12 protein-coding genes are annotated in these 16,324 nt (G+C 40.0%); 4 read left to right on the top strand and 8 right to left on the bottom strand.

All coding sequences use genetic code 11. The features are described from left to right. Nucleotides 1–280 precede the first annotated feature (280 nt). Nucleotides 281–1,330: an adenosine deaminase gene (locus tag RM368_RS06290; protein ID WP_322693277.1), complete on the bottom strand. Its 1,050-nt coding sequence runs from the start codon at nucleotides 1,328–1,330 to the stop codon at nucleotides 281–283. A gap of 378 nt (nucleotides 1,331–1,708) precedes the next feature. On the opposite strand from RM368_RS06290, the gene RM368_RS06285 reads away from it, so the two are divergent. Then, nucleotides 1,709–1,918, top strand: a complete 210-nt coding sequence (locus RM368_RS06285) for a hypothetical protein (protein ID WP_322693276.1) — start codon at nucleotides 1,709–1,711, stop codon at nucleotides 1,916–1,918. A gap of 322 nt (nucleotides 1,919–2,240) precedes the next feature. On the opposite strand, the gene RM368_RS06280 is transcribed toward RM368_RS06285, so the two are convergent. Then, complete coding sequence (locus tag RM368_RS06280; RefSeq protein WP_322693275.1) at nucleotides 2,241–2,552, bottom strand: threonine dehydratase; 312 nt, start codon at nucleotides 2,550–2,552, stop codon at nucleotides 2,241–2,243. 106 nt (nucleotides 2,553–2,658) lie between these two features. Further along, the gene (locus tag RM368_RS06275; RefSeq protein ID WP_322693274.1) at nucleotides 2,659–3,537 is read right to left on the bottom strand and encodes a phosphodiester glycosidase family protein; all 879 of its coding nucleotides are present in this window, start codon (nucleotides 3,535–3,537) and stop codon (nucleotides 2,659–2,661) included. Between the two features lie 426 nt (nucleotides 3,538–3,963). On the opposite strand from RM368_RS06275, the gene RM368_RS06270 reads away from it, so the two are divergent. From RM368_RS06270 to RM368_RS06260, 3 genes are all read left to right on the top strand, one after another. Continuing rightward, nucleotides 3,964–5,154, top strand: coding sequence for a sigma-70 family RNA polymerase sigma factor (locus RM368_RS06270; protein WP_322693273.1), 1,191 nt, complete (start codon nucleotides 3,964–3,966; stop codon nucleotides 5,152–5,154). A gap of 25 nt (nucleotides 5,155–5,179) precedes the next feature. Then, nucleotides 5,180–6,385, top strand: a complete 1,206-nt coding sequence (locus RM368_RS06265; RefSeq protein ID WP_322693272.1) for a DUF1822 family protein — start codon at nucleotides 5,180–5,182, stop codon at nucleotides 6,383–6,385. A gap of 208 nt (nucleotides 6,386–6,593) precedes the next feature. Further along, nucleotides 6,594–8,948 (top strand): CHASE2 domain-containing protein, encoded by a 2,355-nt coding sequence (locus tag RM368_RS06260; RefSeq protein WP_322693271.1) that lies wholly within the window; start codon nucleotides 6,594–6,596, stop codon nucleotides 8,946–8,948. Between the two features lie 183 nt (nucleotides 8,949–9,131). Here the strand turns inward: RM368_RS06260 and RM368_RS06255 are convergent, their stop codons facing one another. The 5 genes from RM368_RS06255 to RM368_RS06235 form a co-directional block, all read right to left on the bottom strand. After that, complete coding sequence (locus tag RM368_RS06255) at nucleotides 9,132–10,760, bottom strand: sulfatase (RefSeq protein WP_322693270.1); 1,629 nt, start codon at nucleotides 10,758–10,760, stop codon at nucleotides 9,132–9,134. Between the two features lie 335 nt (nucleotides 10,761–11,095). Then, entirely contained in the window at nucleotides 11,096–12,598 is a 1,503-nt protein-coding gene (locus RM368_RS06250; RefSeq protein ID WP_322693269.1) for an HlyD family efflux transporter periplasmic adaptor subunit, read from the bottom strand. A gap of 38 nt (nucleotides 12,599–12,636) precedes the next feature. Beyond that, nucleotides 12,637–14,835, bottom strand: coding sequence for a peptidase domain-containing ABC transporter (locus tag RM368_RS06245; RefSeq protein ID WP_322693268.1), 2,199 nt, complete (start codon nucleotides 14,833–14,835; stop codon nucleotides 12,637–12,639). A 248-nt stretch (nucleotides 14,836–15,083) separates the two neighbouring features. Further along, complete coding sequence (locus RM368_RS06240) at nucleotides 15,084–15,443, bottom strand: hypothetical protein (protein ID WP_322693267.1); 360 nt, start codon at nucleotides 15,441–15,443, stop codon at nucleotides 15,084–15,086. Between the two features lie 399 nt (nucleotides 15,444–15,842). Further along, a complete protein-coding gene (locus RM368_RS06235; RefSeq protein WP_322693266.1) occupies nucleotides 15,843–16,202 on the bottom strand; it encodes a hypothetical protein in 360 nt (119 codons plus the stop codon). Nucleotides 16,203–16,324 lie beyond the last annotated feature (122 nt).

Genomic DNA, 16,324 nt, shown 5'->3' with positions numbered 1-16,324 from the left:
CCACAAATAAACACTGATAAATTATCTGTGGTTTAATTTCTAAAACATTAATTATTGCAAGATATCTATTAGACTTCTTGGCATTTGTCGGGAAAGGGGAAAGGGATAAGAAAAATTCTTTCCTTTTAACATGAGTCCCTTTCCCCCAAGAGTGCAAAAATACTTTTGCAAGATATCTATTGTGTATTACAACTTTCTCTATGGCATCAGAAAAAATTAGTAATTGCAACATTAATTAACATTAAATCACCTTACTTTATGAATATCTTTAGGCGATTCGTTAATTACTATCTCTCATGGACAAAATTTTAGCTGGTTCAGGTTTTAGCAAACCGTTCAACAGTGATGCAGGACGTTGACTGTAAGGCCAAGCAAAAGCATGACGGAAAGCCGCATCTTGACAAGCTTGTAGTTGTTCAAAACTAATAATGTTGTAAGTCAAGAGATTCTCATACTCAAACGGTAGACGCACATTGTGCAATCCGGCATTATCAGTACAGATAGCAATATCAACCCCAGCATCAAGACAACGGTCAAAAACTAATTTGAGTTGACGTATATCTTGCAAGGTTCCAGTTTTTAGGTAAGTTGTCGGACAAACCTCTAAACATTGTCCGCGTCTAGCGACATCATTAAGTAGCTCTGGATATAGTAGGGGAATTTGAATGCCGTGACCGATCCGCATCAAATATGGTAACAGTTCTGGGTAACAACCAGCAGTGGTTTCATATAGATGTCCCGTGGTATTAACGCCCAGCGATCGCGCATAATCATATAAGCTAATCCATTCTTCTAAGCGATCGGCGTAATAACTATCACCTCCGGCTACATCTACTGCACAGACATACTGTTTATTTTGCGCCGCCAAATCAACAATCGCCTTGTTCACCTCATAAGGTAGGCGCGTATGCATACAGAGAATTTGGCTAGTAACAATCGGATATTCTGGCTGTTGGCTGGCAAGTCCTACTACTCGCACAATTTCTGCCATCTTGTCAATTCTTGCAGATTGACTCAGATGCTCAGGTGTCCGCAAATAAGGAGTGTAGCGCAGTTCCAGATAAGCCAAATTTTCAAATATGTAAGCACCCCGCACCAAGCGATAGATAAAGTAAGGCAAAGTCTCTACAGTTTGCACGCTTTCTACCAAAGTGTGTAATTCTAGATACTCGTCTAGGGTGTTACGTGGGCGGGTATAAAAATCTTCAAATTCTGAATAGTCAGCAAAGCGGGAAATTAACTCCGCAGAATGTCGCTCGAAATATCGCCATAAAACTCGTGGTACGACCGAGCCGCCTAGATGTCTATGTAATTCAGCGTATAAAGCCATAGTGGTATTTTTAGGTAAAAATTTCAATGATTGTAACAAAAACATCGAAATAAAAATTTGTCTTCAAAAAAATTTTGCTCTAACTTGTTTGGAGTAGAGGTTTCCCTACATCTGAATTTCAACAAATACTCTGCGGCGCGAACGATTTGGTAGCTTAAAACTAGATAGGGTTGAGAGCAACAGATAAATTTCTGCTTCCTACCTCCTGCACTAATATTTGCAGCACGAACAAACTTGACATTACTAAGATTAAATTGATAGCATTGATATCCTTGATTTTTGTGCTATAGTAAAGAAACATTGCTATTGTTAAGCGAGTGAAATATAGCAATATATTTTTTCTTTAACAAAGCAAATTCCTGGCAAGGTTGGTATTAATTGAAAATTAAAGCGTTGGAAGTCAAGGCTGGCGATCGGATTATTGCTTACTGCAACAATAAAATGCAAACCTGCAAGGTAAAACGCATTTTAGATCCAGGTCAAGCTAACATCACACTATCAGTATTCACCTCTGAGAATTATCGCGGTTGCTCAGTTTCATCTATAGTCCGCTTCCAAAGCAACGCTTTAGTTGATTTAGTAAGTTAAAAATCAACTAAATATTCAATCTCAAAAATATTTCTAGCTATTGTCCAGCCTCAAACTGGACAAAATTTTTGTTAAAGGTGCGATGTCTACGCACATACAAATCTGTTAATTACGGCTGGATGATTTTCGCAACCTCACACTACCTAGTGGCTTGTCCTATTAAATATAATGAGTTTGTAGTAAGCACTTCTGTGCTTAAAAATGCAGGATTAAAGTCCTGACTACAAACTTATTCACCTCTCGTAACTAATAGGACAGACCACTAGCATAGGGAACAGTAATTGATAAAATTATGAGAAAAAAATCTAATTTATGGCTTTTGTTAGTTCTTTTTCACATCACGAGCCATGTTGAGGTAGTAGTCATCAAGTTTGGCATTAGAACGACGGCGGTTAGGGGCAGGAATTTTAGTAGTGTTATCCCGATTCGTTTCAATTGGCTGTTTAGTTGAAACTTGATTTACGCCTTGCACCCGATCGGATTCCAAGAAATAACCAGACTGAGAGAATCCGAAAAGCTTGGCAAAAAAACCAAATAAATTTCCGAAAAAATTAGAAATACTTTGGAATAAAACACCAAACAAGCCTTCAAAACGAAGGAACAAGTTCCGAATAATTTGAGTTAGACGAAGCATAAAAGCACCTTCAATGATTGCCTATTATTATTGTGACTCAATTCGGATTCAAGAATTGAGGATATGGCAAAAATCTACCAGTAGGTAGGTATAATTCCCACAACTCCTACTTTTCCTGAACCAGCAAAACCGACTTCACAGGACGCTTGATAGAATTTCCCTCTAAATCAACCTTTCCGTAAAAGGTTTTCCCATTGTAATAAAGCGAAGACGAACTTCCTCCATCCAGATTCATAGCTCGATCGGCACCAAGAGTTTTCATCAAATCAGCTAATGCTGGCAAAGATATTCCAGAGTTCGCGGGAGCCGAGGGTTTTTGAGCCACCATAACTAAAATAACGCTGCCATCGCGGGTAATACCTACGGCAGTTCTGGCGTTGGGTTGGTTGCTACCAAGGGCATCTCGTTTATTAGCGTTATCCACAAAGCCCTCTTTTTCTAAGGTGAGTTCTGGTAATAACCCTGGGCCAGCACCGATAGCATCAACTAACTGACAACCTGCTGGTGGTGACTGATTGTGTAGGGCAATGGAATAGCGGCTAGTTTGCCCGCATAAGTAGCGACGGAATTCTGTGCGATTGAATATTTGACCCAAATAAGATTTTAAGTTGGGATTGTTCACCAGCCGCTCGTTTTCCTTGGGATCGGCTATCAACTTTCTTTGTCGGACAACATAAGATGTAGTTTTTTGGTTGACTGGGTCAAAAAAGCCTGCATTCAAAATAGCCACAGCTTGATGCTTTTGGGCAAATTCCTCTACAGTGGCTACCTTCTGTGAGAGTGCAGGAGTCACCAAAAATTTGCTATTAGCTGGAATCAGCACGATGTGAGCGATGCTTTGGGGCAAAGTGCGATCGAAGTAGCGGATAGTTTTTGCTGGTAAAGCTGCAATAGTGGGTATTGAAGGTGTTGAAAAACGCAAATTAAACCACAACACCATTGCTAAACTCATTAATATCAAAGCCAGTAGTTTGATTTTTCTCACTTTTAAACTCACGTGCGGTTAGCTCAAAAAAGTTGATTTAATCGATTTAATTAAAATACTTTAAGCTGAAAAATAAGCAATTAACTTTAATTATTCCCGGTTCGCCCATTTTTTAGGGATTTAGGAAAAATAGATAGTCAAAAGTATACCGAAGGGCGTATTCCCAAAAAGGCTCAATTAGGTATATGTTCGCGATTATGGCTACCGAACCCATAATTACAAAAATTTAACTTTAAAATAACCAAATTATCTAGATTCAACAGAATATGAATAGAGTTATCTTCAAAAAACATCAGAGAATAAAATATGTGTGCTATGGAATTCCAAATTAGCAAACTAGTATCTTGCAATTGTCCACAGAGATATATATCTGCGGTTTTGATAGTTGCTTAAGTTCAGATAATAAATTTAAATTGTTAACTGCTTATGCGTCCTCGTCAAAAAGTTATCGAGATGTTCTCAACCTTCGTTGAATTGGAAGGAGACAGATTCAGCAAATGGTTGATTGATATCAAATTACATCGAAATATTCAAAATTGCTTGGAGTCTTCACCGTTCGTCCCTAACTCAGAAAATTTTTGGGCGTTACATTGGCACAAGTGCTGGCGAGAGCAATCTAATAGCCTTGCTAAAATGCATTTATCTGCTTATTTACAGGAACCAAATTATTGGGCTGCTAAAAAAACAATTGCCAAATTTACAAATAGTCAACATAGCCTAGCAGATTATTTTCAAATGGCGAATGCTGAAATTGAAACAATTCTTAAACAATTTAACCCAGAAAAATGCTCTAGCTTAAAAGTCTATGCTACTATAGCAGTTCCCAGTCGGCTAAAAGATATTTTACGCCAACGCAAAGAAGCTGATATTTGCACAAATTGGGCATTGTTACGCAAGGTAAGCAAAAAGCAGTTTTTAGAAGCTCTTGCTCAAGCTGGATTATCACCGATTCTAATTGCCCAATATCGACTAGCCTGGACTTGTTTCAAAGAACTGTATGTTCAAAACCAACCAGGTGGCACAAAGTCACTACCAGAACCAGAACCTCAACTTTGGGAAGCTATTGTCAACCTCTACAACCGCGATCGCCAAAATCAGTTAAATCAACCTACTCCAGAATCCACGAGAGAAAAAATTGAACAGTGGTTAACCCAGGCAGCTATGTACGTGCGTGGTTATCTGTATCCACCTGTTAGTTCTCTAAATTTAGCGATATCAGAAGATGACTCCACAACAACTTTTGATTTGCCAGATCCATCCTCTGAATCATTAATTGCTCAGATGATCGCCCAAGAGGATACCCAAAACCAACAAAATCAACAATCTCAGATTGCATGTGTTTTGTTAAAAAAAATACAAACTCTTGAGGTAAAAACTCAGGAAATACTTAAACTTTACTACCAACAGGGGTTAACTCAGCCACAGATTGTAGAACACCTACAAATTAGTCAGCCTACTGTTTCTCGCCGACTGCTCAAAGCCAGAGAATCAATGCTTTCAGCATTGATCCAATGGAGTCAAGATACGCTTAATATTTCTGTGACTTCCAACCTAGTTAATAATATGAGTACCGCTTTGGAAGAATGGTTGCAAGTTAAGTATGGGGAATCTCGCTGAGATTATGAAAGATGAGGTAGTAAAAATGACTTACGCTTTTACAGAACCGCAGGAACTATTGTTAGAAATATCACCCTCATTACAGACAAGTTCTTGGCAAGAAAGCCAAATGTACGCCACACCTAGCAGTCGCTGGCGTGCTTACATGAATCAAATTTGCCTTCATGGGTTTTTGAATTGGGTAAAAGCTGAATATGTTCCAGAAGCAAGTATCTGGCACAGTTCCCCTGGTATTCCTGCTTTTTGGGAATTTGTCAATGGCACAGCAATTTTGTTAAACCAAAAGCGAGTCGTTTTAATTCCTAACGAGGCAATTGATGATAGCGAGTTAGAAGTTCCTCAAGAATGGGTAGATATTCCTAGTTGGGCAGCAGACTATTATTTAGCAGTGCAAGTCACACCAGATGGGGAGTGGGTAAGAATTTGGGGCTATATAACTCATCAAGAACTTAAATCACTAGCAGACTATGACCAAGTAGATAGGACTTATTGTATAGATGCACGGCACTTAATTAAAGACCTTAATGCTTTTTGGATGACCTACCAATTTTGTGAAACAGAGGAGATGAAAGGTGCGATCGCTCCACTACCAGAATTATCGACTGTTGAAGCAGAAAATCTTGTGCAACAGTTAAGTAATTCCTCTGTAACATTTCCGAGACTTGCAGTGCCATTTACAACCTGGGGTGTGCTACTAGAAAATGAGCAGTGGCGGCAGCGTTTGTACCAAGATAGGCTGCAATCTCTACGACAAGCCGCACCTACGCAGTATTCACAAGTACAAGTGAATCTTAGTCGTTGGCTGGAGCAGATTTACGATGCTTCTTGGCAAGCTATAGAGACTTTTTTTGAGCCAAACTCCAGTAGCCTAGCTTTTAATTTCCGCACTTCTTCCAGGTTAAACGCTGCCGCGAGCAAACGCGCCAAGCTGATTGACTTGGGAATAGAAATAGAGGCTCAAAAAGTTATTTTATTAGTTGCCTTAATACCAGAAGCTAACCAACAAGTTAAGATTCGCGTCCAACTACATCCAGCTTGTAATCAACCTTACCTACCTCCTAATATCAAGCTAGTTTTATTTTCAGACCGAGGAGAAATACTTCAAGAAGTACAAGCAAGAATTCAAGATAGTTATGTACAGTTAAAACTCTTTGATGGGGAAGTGGGAGAATGTTTTAGCATCCAGGTTGGTCTTGATAATTATCAAATAACAGAAAATTTCATAATTTAGTTGTTATGAGCTAGTAGAGTCAAATTGGTTGATACAATCTCTTTGCAGCGGCTTGTAAACGTTGTTTTTGCTCGAAAGTCATAGGTTTAGACCAAATTTGTCTTGTGTAGTCCTTATACTGCACTTTTCTTTGGTATTTTTGCATAAGTACAATGCTCTCTGTTGATTAGTCATTAGTTAATCACGAATGGCTAAGTCCATTTAACTTATGAGTAAGCTAGTTGTCTTCAGCTTCTTGGGAGGAGATTTAAATCAAGGATTTCCTGTTGTCACGGCTCAACTTTGGTGTGATAAACAATTTATACCCGTGAAATTAACAGGGAGTCTACCACCAGCACCAGAACTAAGTGAACTCTACCGCAGATGGCAGTTACTCTACGCAGCAGTTCATCAACGCCTGGGTAAGAATCAACGGATAAAAGTACATTCGCAAGACATAACCAATATTTCTGTCAATGACTTTAATGAAGTGTGTCAACAGCTACAAGCCAATATCAATGCTTGGTTAAAATTTGAATCATTTCAGAATATTGAACGGCAGTTGCGAACTCTACTCAGTCGTAATGATGAAATTAGAGTCATTATTGAAACAAATATAGTTCTACTGCATCGCTTGCCTTGGCATCTATGGAATTTTTTTGAAGATTACCCGAAAGCGGAATTAGCTTTGAGCAATCAAGAGTATGAATCTCCTCAGCTATTACAAAAATCTCCTACAGGTCAAGTCAAAATTTTGGCAATTCTAGGCAACAGAGTTGGTATTGATATTGAAAAAGACGCCTCTTTGTTACAAGGTTTAACAGATGCCAAAACCACCTTTCTTGTAGAACCAACACGGCAAACACTTGATGAGTATTTATGGAATCAGGATTGGGATATTCTATTTTTTGCCGGACATAGCAATAGTCTTGCTGACGGAGAGATTGGGGAAATCTGCATCAACCGAACAGAAAGTTTAGCAATTTCGCAATTGAAAAATGGACTAAAGGCCGCAATTCGACGCGGTTTGAAACTAGCAATTTTCAACTCTTGTGACGGAATTGGTTTAGGACGAAATTTAGCGGATTTAAACATTCCCCAAATGATTGTAATGCGGGAAGGAGTGCCAGATTTAATCGCACAGGAATTTTTAAAAAACTTTCTTACTGCCTTTGCAGATAGCAAACCATTTTACTTGGCTGTGCGAGAAGCGCGAGAAAGACTTCAAGGACTGGAAAATGAATTTCCTTGTGCCAGTTGGTTGCCAGTCATCTGTCAAAATCCTACAACTGTTCCTACTACGTGGCAAGAACTTCGTGGCAATTTTGATAATACTAAATTTGTGGGTAAAGTTTCGAGAAAAGGTAAAATTACGACATCAAACTCTAAGTTTTGGAATGTACTACTTAGTACTTTTCTTGTGGCTCTTTCAACGCTAGGTTTGAGATACTTGGGAGTCTTTGAGAAAATCGAACTGCAAACTTTCGATCGAATGCTACAGCTGGGACTCAAAGAAGATCCAGATCCAAGGTTGATAATTGTAGAAATTACTGAAAAAGATATTCAATCACGACAAGAGATGACCAAAGGATTGAAATCCATTTCGGATAGTACGTTAGCTAAATTGATCGACAAAATACAAAAGTATCAACCGCGAGTTCTTGGACTGGATATTTATAGAGACTTCGCTGACCCCCCAAACAAATCAAATCTAATACAACTTCCGACTGAACTTAATAAAGAAAACGTTGTTGTTGTCTGCAAAAGCCGCGATAGTAAATACGATCTTCAAGGTGTTAAACCTCCGAAAGACGTACCTGTAGGACGTCAGGGTTTTACTGATGCAATTCAAGACCCTGATGGTATCGTCCGTCGCCAAATTTTGATGATGGCACAAGAGCCTTCCTCGACTTGTACAACGCCTTATTCGCTCTCGTTGCAATTAGTTACTCGTTACTTATTTTATGAAAATATTAAACCTAAATTTAATGAAGATTATGTCCAGTTTGGCTCTAAAGTATTTAAACGCTTAAAACCTAGTCGCAGTGGTGCCTATCAACAAGGAGTTGATTTAGGCGGAAATCAAATACTTGTCAATTACCGTAATACAGATTATCAGAGAGTTTCCCTTGATGATGTATTGAGTAATAAATTCGATCGTAAATCATTTAAAGATAAGCTAGTTATCGTTGGAGTGACAGCTAATACAGTCAGCGATACTTGGTCAACTCCCTACAGTACTGCACAACAAGATTACCAAGAAATATCAGGGGTATTTATACAAGCACAAATGGTTAGCCAAATTTTGAGTGCAGTTTTAGACCAACGTCCAATTTTTTGGGTTTTGCCTTACTGGGGCGATATTCTTTGGATATGCGGCTGGTCTGTAGTTGGGAGTCTGATTATTTGGTGGATGCGATCGCTGTTAAATAAAAAATACGCTATCTTTGTAACGGTTATCATATTATATGGAGTTTGTGCGATCGCTCTTTTAAAACAAGGGCTATGGTTGCCATTTATTCCTTCTGCCTTTGCTGTGGTTGCAAGTGGTGTTGTAATTATATTTATTCAAAGTCGCCGATAATTTTCCATTCCTCTACAATCATTAGTTGAGTAATAGACTTCTTGGCAAAAGTCCGAGAAAAGGGAAAGATTAGAATAAGGAGTAAAAATAGCAAGGTTGCAACTGAATTTTGAGGCTTTGAATATTCGCTGTTGCTCTGTCTGATTTACCAGGATACGTGGTAAGTATCCTGGCAGAACCTTCTTAGAGAGTGAACGGCTCCTCCTCAATTGCCCGACAGTAATCGGCTTGACAAGTACGCAGTTTACTCAGTCGGTTAGCAAGCTGTCTGAGTAGAGTTGGATTGGCTGTAGAAGCCAGGTTGTTCAACTGATATGGGTCTTTTTTGATGTTATACAGTTCCTTCGCTCCAGTTTTATACTCGACATAGGTATAATCTTGTGTCCGGATTGCTTGGTAAGTAGGGATCTTCGGTACTTGGCCTCCTTTTTGGAGCGATTGAAGCTCTGACTCATCCTCAAGCTCTAACTGATCTTCAAGCTCTAACTGATCTTCAAGAAGCTTTGTCTGCTTCTCAAGTGCAGCACGTCGCTTCTGATTTTGTTTGTGTTCTATCAAAAATGCAGAGCGCCACTTAGGGAGATTTGACATCGTACTCTTTAACAAGGGTAAGAACGAGCGTCCATCAACAAAAGCGGGTGGTTTAACTCCAGCCATATCGGTAAAGGTTGGGAAAAAGTCGATATTACCTACTTGCTCTTGCAGTTTCTTGCCAGCTGGAATTCCCGGTCCCCGCACTACCAGATTCAAGCGAATATCTTCTTCGTAGGCACTTTCTTTGCCTGTACTTGCTCGGTGAATACCCTGTTTGTAACCGTTATCGGAGGTGAAAATGATGTAAGTATTGTTGAGTTGCCCATTGGCCTTGAGCGTATCGATCAACTTGTCAATTGTATCGTCAACCGACTGTAGCGATTGCAAGCGCAAACGATAACTTTTATCAATTTCGTCAATTTGTGTTTGATTGAGTTGAGGCAAATCTTGAATGAATTGAGGCTTAGTGCTGACATTGGCTTCGTTAAAATTGTCTACGCGGGGCGCTTGAGCATCTGGGAAGAGGTTTTGATAGCGTGGTGCTGGCGTATATGGTCCGTGAATGTTGAAGGGAGCTAGATAAACGAAAAACGGTTTGCCGTTCTTGACAGAACGTTGGATGAAATCAATAGCAAAGCCAGTATAAACATCTGTACCGTAGTCTTTGGGGTTGTCACCGTATTTGACCAGCTTGCCATTCTTGTTCAGCGTGTAATTGAACTGAGAGTAAGGATTGCCATATTTCTTTTGATCGTTTTTCTTCTTGCCTTTTTCCATCGGGCTATACCATTCTGTCCAACCAGGCGGGATGTATGTATCACTAGGGGCTGTGTCGGGGTAGCCGTTGAGGTACTTGCCAATCAACGCTGTCCGGTAGCCATTTGCCTGTAACGAGGTGGCGATCGTCTGTTTTTCTAAGCCCTGACTATAGGCTTTCTGGAAACCGCCATCAGGTTTTGAATTGGTCAAGACCCCCGTATTGTGGGCATATTGACCGCGCAGAATATTCGTGCGCGATGGGCAGCATAGAGACACGTTGACAAAAAAGTTAGGAAATGTTAAGCCCTGGTCGATCAAAAGCGACTTAATGTTTGGTGCATACTTCTTTGGATTTCTGTTAATTGTGTCAGCGTCCATGTCATCCACTAGGACGAAAACAATATTGGGTTTACTTGTCTCAGTGAAAGCTTTTTGTGGTGCTAATAAGAACACATTGACTACCAAAACACCGATCATTATTAGAGCAAAGAACTTTGTTCTCAAATTGAATGTTTTCATTAAATAACCTCTTGATTTACAATGTCATCGTTTCATTTTTTGGCTTTGGGCATGGTAAAAAACCAAACTTTTATCAAAACAGAATAGAGGCGTCAGAATTCAAAATTGAATTGGAGTCCGACTGGTAGATGTGATACTTAAGTATGAGATTTGGTGCAAAAAGATAAAATTTATCTCAATACTTCTTGCTTTGTGCATTTTTAACTCGGAATCGAGTTTGGGGTAAAGGGTAAAGATTAAAGGTTTTTTCTTTCCGTTTTCCCCAAAAGCTGAGAAGTATTGCCAAAACCAATAGCTTTCTCTCTGTTCCTTGTTCTCTCCCCTTCAGGGCATGGTCAAAAATCGGTGATTAATCTTGCTTTGCGGAGCACAAATTGCAGTACAGTTTCTTCGCGGGTAATAATATCAACTCTGCCATCCATACCCAATTGAATTTGACATTTCTTTGTACTGCGACCTAAAGCAAGTTTCTCTGGTTCAATTGTGACTTCGTAAAAAGCACCTACAGCAGTTGCTTTGGGGATAGAGTTCGTATCACCATCTGCATCGTTTTTTTGCGGCTTAACAGCATCCGGAGAAATCGCTTTGACAACACCATTGAGAGTACCGTAATCAGGATAAGGACAAGCATTAACTCGCATTTGCACCTTTTGATCGACTTTTATCTTACCTTTTTCCTCAGAACCGACAGCTGCTTTGATAACTAAAGGTGCATGACTAGGAACAATTTGCACAACTTCCTCCCCAGCCCGGAGAGTTTGACCGGGGTTTCTCAAATTGAGCTTAGAAATAATCCCGTCTGCTGTAGCGGTAATAGTAGTTTGCTTCAGGTCAATTTGAGCTTGCTTGAATTCGCTAGTATCGCGCTCTAATTGTTTTTCGGTTTCAATTTTCTGTTTTATCAGTGCTTGAAGTTCTCTTTCTAAAGATGCTTTATTCACTTCCCCAGAAGCTTTTTCTTGAGCAATGCGTTCACTCGCCATTGCTACCTCTGCATTGCTGGGATTGAGAACTGCTTGAGCGCGATCGCGTTTAGCAATAGCCCCATTCACAGCTTGTTTTAGCCGTTCATTTGTTTTTTCTTGGGCTTTATAAGTTGCTTTTTGCGCCTGTACAGCTTGTTGTTGCTGTTTCACAGCCAGCTGTACTTCTTCTAGTTGATCGCGGGATAATGCCCCTTGTCTAGCAACATTTTCATATCGGCTCTGCTTTGATGTCGCTGCTCCTAAAGCCGCTTCAGTTGCGTGGAGATTAGCTAATGCTGATTGTAACTGTGCTTGCCCTGCATATAATTCTTCTTGAGCCATTTTGACATTGGCTGATGCTTCTTGAAGTTCAGTGATACTGGTAATTTTTTTATCTTGATAATCGCGATCGCGTCCCTGCAATTCAGCTTTAGCAGAGGCAATGGTACGATTAGTGCGATCGCTTTCGGCTCGAATTTGACTATCGATTGCATTAATTTGGGGAACGGTTTGAATTAGTTGTAACCTAGCTTGTTGAATATTGGTTTGCAGCTGGTTTTTTTTAGTTTGCAATCGAGAGTCATCAATAGTAGCAATTATATCTCCTTTTCGCAGCGTTTGATTTTCTTTGACGTAAATATGCATTACCTGTCCTTCTGTCGCCGCTTGCACAATTGGCAATTCACCCACAGGACGGACAACCCCTTGTCCAATGACTGTAACTTTATATTTAGCAACCGCAGCCACAGGAACAGCTAACGACAACACAAACACGATAAATAGTCCGCCAAATGTAGTCCAACGACTAATTGGTGGGAGAAACTCGTTGTCTTGAACTAAGGGTAAAAAATTGGTTTGAGACTTACTAATCATAAGTTATAAATCTCTCTAAAATGTCTAATCAACATTGACTAATTCCGAAAAAGTAAAGAAGATTTCAATCCATTACCATTATTAGAAGAATAAATCTCATCAAGAAAGCTTAAATGCTCTCCAGGGATATGACGTAATTCTTCTGGAGTTCCTTGAATTTTTAAGCGCCCATCTTCAAGCAACACAATCCAATCAGCCCTTTTGATAACTTGAGGACGGTGGCTGATCGTAATTGTAGTTTTGCCTTGACGGTGATTAAATAATCTATCCAAAACTTGGGTTTCACTTATTGGGTCAAGAGCGCCTGTAGATTCATCTAGAATTAATACAGGTGGGTCAATCACAATTGCTCTAGCTATAGCTAATCTCTGTCTTTGCCCGCCAGAAATATTTGCACCAAATTCGCCTAAAACAGTTTGATATTTATCAGGTAATTTACTAATAAATTCATCTGCACCAGCAATTTGGCAAGCTTCAACTATCTCCTCAAAACTAATGTTGGGATAACTAAAGTGAAAATTTTCCACAATCGAACGACTCCAAAAATGAGGTTCTTGGGGAACTAATACGACTTGCTGTCGCAAACATTCTAAAGATAAGTCTTGCTGGTTGTATATGCCATAACGAATGTTACCAGATTGAACGTAATATAAACCAGTAATTAATTTGCCAAGGGAGCTTTTACCACAGCCAGATTGACCGATTAAGGCTATTACTTTACCACCAGGGATAGTTAAAGAAAAATTTTCTAATAGGTCAGTTCTACCAGGATGGTGAAAGTTAACTTGAGAACAACTAATATCTGCATTGCCAGGAATTTCTGCCCAAGGTTTTTTAATGTCATTTTTATCTTCTGGAGTAGAATCTATCACTTCTGTCAAACGTTGAACGACAATTTGTGCAGTGATAAATTCATCGATTAGCCCGACTGCTGACTCTAAAAATTCAAGAAAGCTACCACTCATACCGCTGTACGCCAGCAGTTGACCGATGGATAATGTCTGATTAATCACCAAGCTAGAACCTAACCAGAGTATGCCAATACTCGTCAATTTGGAAAGAATACTAGTGACTGTGCCGCTGTAAAGCTCCAACTTCATCGTAGTCCAGTCTAAGTTAGCAAGGCGACCAAAATTTGTCTGATATTCTTGCCAAGCTTGCTCTGTAGCTTGGGTGGTTTTCAAAACTTGAACACCACGAAAGGTTTCGACTAAAAAGCCTTGATTTTCCGTACCTTTAACGATGAGGCTGCGGGTTTTTTGGCGCAAGGCGGGAAGAAAAAGCAGGTTTACAAGAGTGACAATAACAAAAGCAGCGACGGAAGCGAGAGTCAGTTGCCAACTATAGAAGAGCATGAAACCCAAGGAAACCAGAGCCACAAAAAATTGACTGGGTAAACCAAGGACAATTTGAGAAACTAGATTATTGATGGTATGAACATCTGCAATCCGGCTAACGACTTCTCCACTGCGACGTGCTTCAAAATATGACAATGGTAAGCGCAACAGTTTTCGACCGTATTCTAGAATTAGCCCGTATTGCAACCTTTGACCAAAATGACCAATCAGGTGAGATTGTACCAAACCAATGGCACTTTGAATTAGGTTCATGGCAATGACGCCAATTGCCACTGTTGTTAGCAGTTGGGTATCTCCCCGCACTAGCACATCATCGGTGAGGAGTTGCATCATTAAAGGAGAAGCCAGAGACAACAGCCCGATCGCAAAGTTGATGGCGATCGCCTGAACCAAAAGATTGCGATAGGGCATAACACGGGCAATAAAGCGCCCAAAACCGCCAATTTTATCTTCTGGTTGCTCATAGAAGCGGCTATCGTCTGGCATCAGCAGCAGCATCACACCATCACTCCAACCCGCGATTAACTCTTGGGAGGTGAGGTATAAGATGCCGAAGGCAGGGTCAGAGATAACATATTTTTTCCCCTTTTTCCCGTATAACACTACCCAGTGATAACCTTTCCAGTGAACGATCGCTGGTAAGGGAATTTCATTTAATTTCTCAAACAGTTCTGGGGTAGCTTGAACTTGACGGGCATGGAATCCCAGGGTTTCTGCTCCCCGCCTTAAACCTAATAGTGTAGTTCCTCGCATTCCGGTGCCCACTGCTTCTCGCACGCGATTGAGAGCAAAGGTGCGTCCGTAATATTTGGCGATCGTGGCTAGGCTTGCTGCACCACAATCTTCTTCACTGTGTTGCAATATGCTGTAGTATTTCATTGTTTAAAAAATCAGAGCCGCAGTTAACAAGGGGTGGAAGAGTCCGTTTCCTACCTGATAACTGTTAACACCGTTTACGTTTATTTGTACTATCTTGATATGAATAAAAAAGTAGGAGCGAAAACGACCTCGCCCCTACGAACTGCAAGAGAAGAATGTTACTCAGCTAAAAGCTGATGTGAGAGCATTCTTTTCTCTTTGAGGTTTTGAAGGATTCGAGTATACGGTATGAAATAGACCAGAGCTGATTATGCAGGTCTGGCAGATTCGATGTCGTTGTTAAAAGGACCAGTGAAGTTACCTTTTGTACCTGCTTTCAGACGCCTTGATTTACCTGAGAATTTCACACCAGTGTAGACAATCCAATCTCTTTTACCTGTCACCTCGTACCAAGATGCTTTATTTTTAAAGTTGTATAAATTGACTCGTGGTCTTCCGATATTATCTAGCCGCTTTCCTTTACCATCTTTCAAGTCGGACAAGTCTAAGGAACCACCACTAATAGTAGCAGCGGCTTCATGAGAAAGGTCTTGTACAGCTTCGATGCTGTAGAGGTCTTTGATTTGCTTGTTGTTCATATCTACTCCGTGGTTTTTGATGTTAGACATTGTTTTCCCCTAAGTTTTAGATTGGGGTTTGAACTGAAGGTAAGCTTGTTTTCTTCCTTCTGATTGTTAATTGGTAGCAGTATTTTCGTTTATTCACGGCCTCGAATCAGAGTTTTTTAGCTTTGCCTTGTGATTGTTAATTGGTAGCAGTATTTTCGTTTATTTACAGCGGAGAATCAGAAGTTTTTAACTTTGTCTTCTGATAACTGATAATTTTTAACACCGTTTACGTTTATTTGTGCTATCTTGATATGAATGAAAAAGTAGGAGCGAAAACGACCTCGCCCCTACGAACTGCAAGGAAGAATGTTACTCAGCTAAAAGCTTATGTAAGAGCATTCTTTTCTCTTTGAGGTTTTGAAGGATTCGAGTATACGGTATGAAATAGACCAGAACTGATTATGCGGGTTTGGCAGACTCGATGCTGTTGTTAAAAGGACTGAAGAAGTTACCTTTTGTACCTGCTTTCAGAGTCCTTGATGCACCCGTGAAATTCTTACCAGTGTAGACAATCCAATCTCTTTTACCCGTCACCTCGTACCAAGATGCTTTTTTGTCAAATTTGCCTAAACTGGGTCGTGCCTTTGCGATATTATCTAGCCGCTTTCCTTTACCACCCTTCAGGTCGGACAAGTCTAAGCTACCACCACTAATAGTGGCAGCGGCTTCATGGTCAAGGTCTTGCACAGCTTCGATGCTGTAGAGGTCTTTGATTTGCTTGTTGTTCATATCGACTCCATTGTTGTTGATGTTAGACATTGTTTTTCCCCTGAGTTTTAGATTGGGGTTTGAACTGAAGGTAAGTTTGTTTTCTTCCTTCTGATTGTTAATTGGTAGCAGTGAGTTAAGTTTATTCACGGCTGGCAATCAGAAGTTTTTTA

It is taken from the genome of Nostoc sp. DedSLP03, assembly GCF_034530815.1.
GTDB lineage: Bacteria > Cyanobacteriota > Cyanobacteriia > Cyanobacteriales > Nostocaceae > Nostoc.
This window is presented reverse-complemented; position numbering and strand designations above follow the sequence as displayed.

Excerpts from the sequence above, each read along its gene's own strand:
- RM368_RS06290 (WP_322693277.1), bottom strand. The coding sequence starts at position 1,330 with ATGGCTTTATACGCTGAATTACATAGACATCTAGGCGGCTCGGTCGTA.
- RM368_RS06280 (WP_322693275.1), bottom strand. The coding sequence starts at position 2,552 with ATGCTTCGTCTAACTCAAATTATTCGGAACTTGTTCCTTCGTTTTGAA.
- RM368_RS06270 (WP_322693273.1), top strand. The coding sequence starts at position 3,964 with ATGCGTCCTCGTCAAAAAGTTATCGAGATGTTCTCAACCTTCGTTGAA.
- RM368_RS06265 (WP_322693272.1), top strand. The coding sequence starts at position 5,180 with ATGACTTACGCTTTTACAGAACCGCAGGAACTATTGTTAGAAATATCA.
- RM368_RS06260 (WP_322693271.1), top strand. The coding sequence starts at position 6,594 with ATGAGTAAGCTAGTTGTCTTCAGCTTCTTGGGAGGAGATTTAAATCAA.
- RM368_RS06255 (WP_322693270.1), bottom strand. The coding sequence starts at position 10,760 with ATGAAAACATTCAATTTGAGAACAAAGTTCTTTGCTCTAATAATGATC.
- RM368_RS06250 (WP_322693269.1), bottom strand. The coding sequence starts at position 12,598 with ATGATTAGTAAGTCTCAAACCAATTTTTTACCCTTAGTTCAAGACAAC.
- RM368_RS06245 (WP_322693268.1), bottom strand. The coding sequence starts at position 14,835 with ATGAAATACTACAGCATATTGCAACACAGTGAAGAAGATTGTGGTGCA.
- RM368_RS06240 (WP_322693267.1), bottom strand. The coding sequence starts at position 15,443 with ATGTCTAACATCAAAAACCACGGAGTAGATATGAACAACAAGCAAATC.
- RM368_RS06235 (WP_322693266.1), bottom strand. The coding sequence starts at position 16,202 with ATGTCTAACATCAACAACAATGGAGTCGATATGAACAACAAGCAAATC.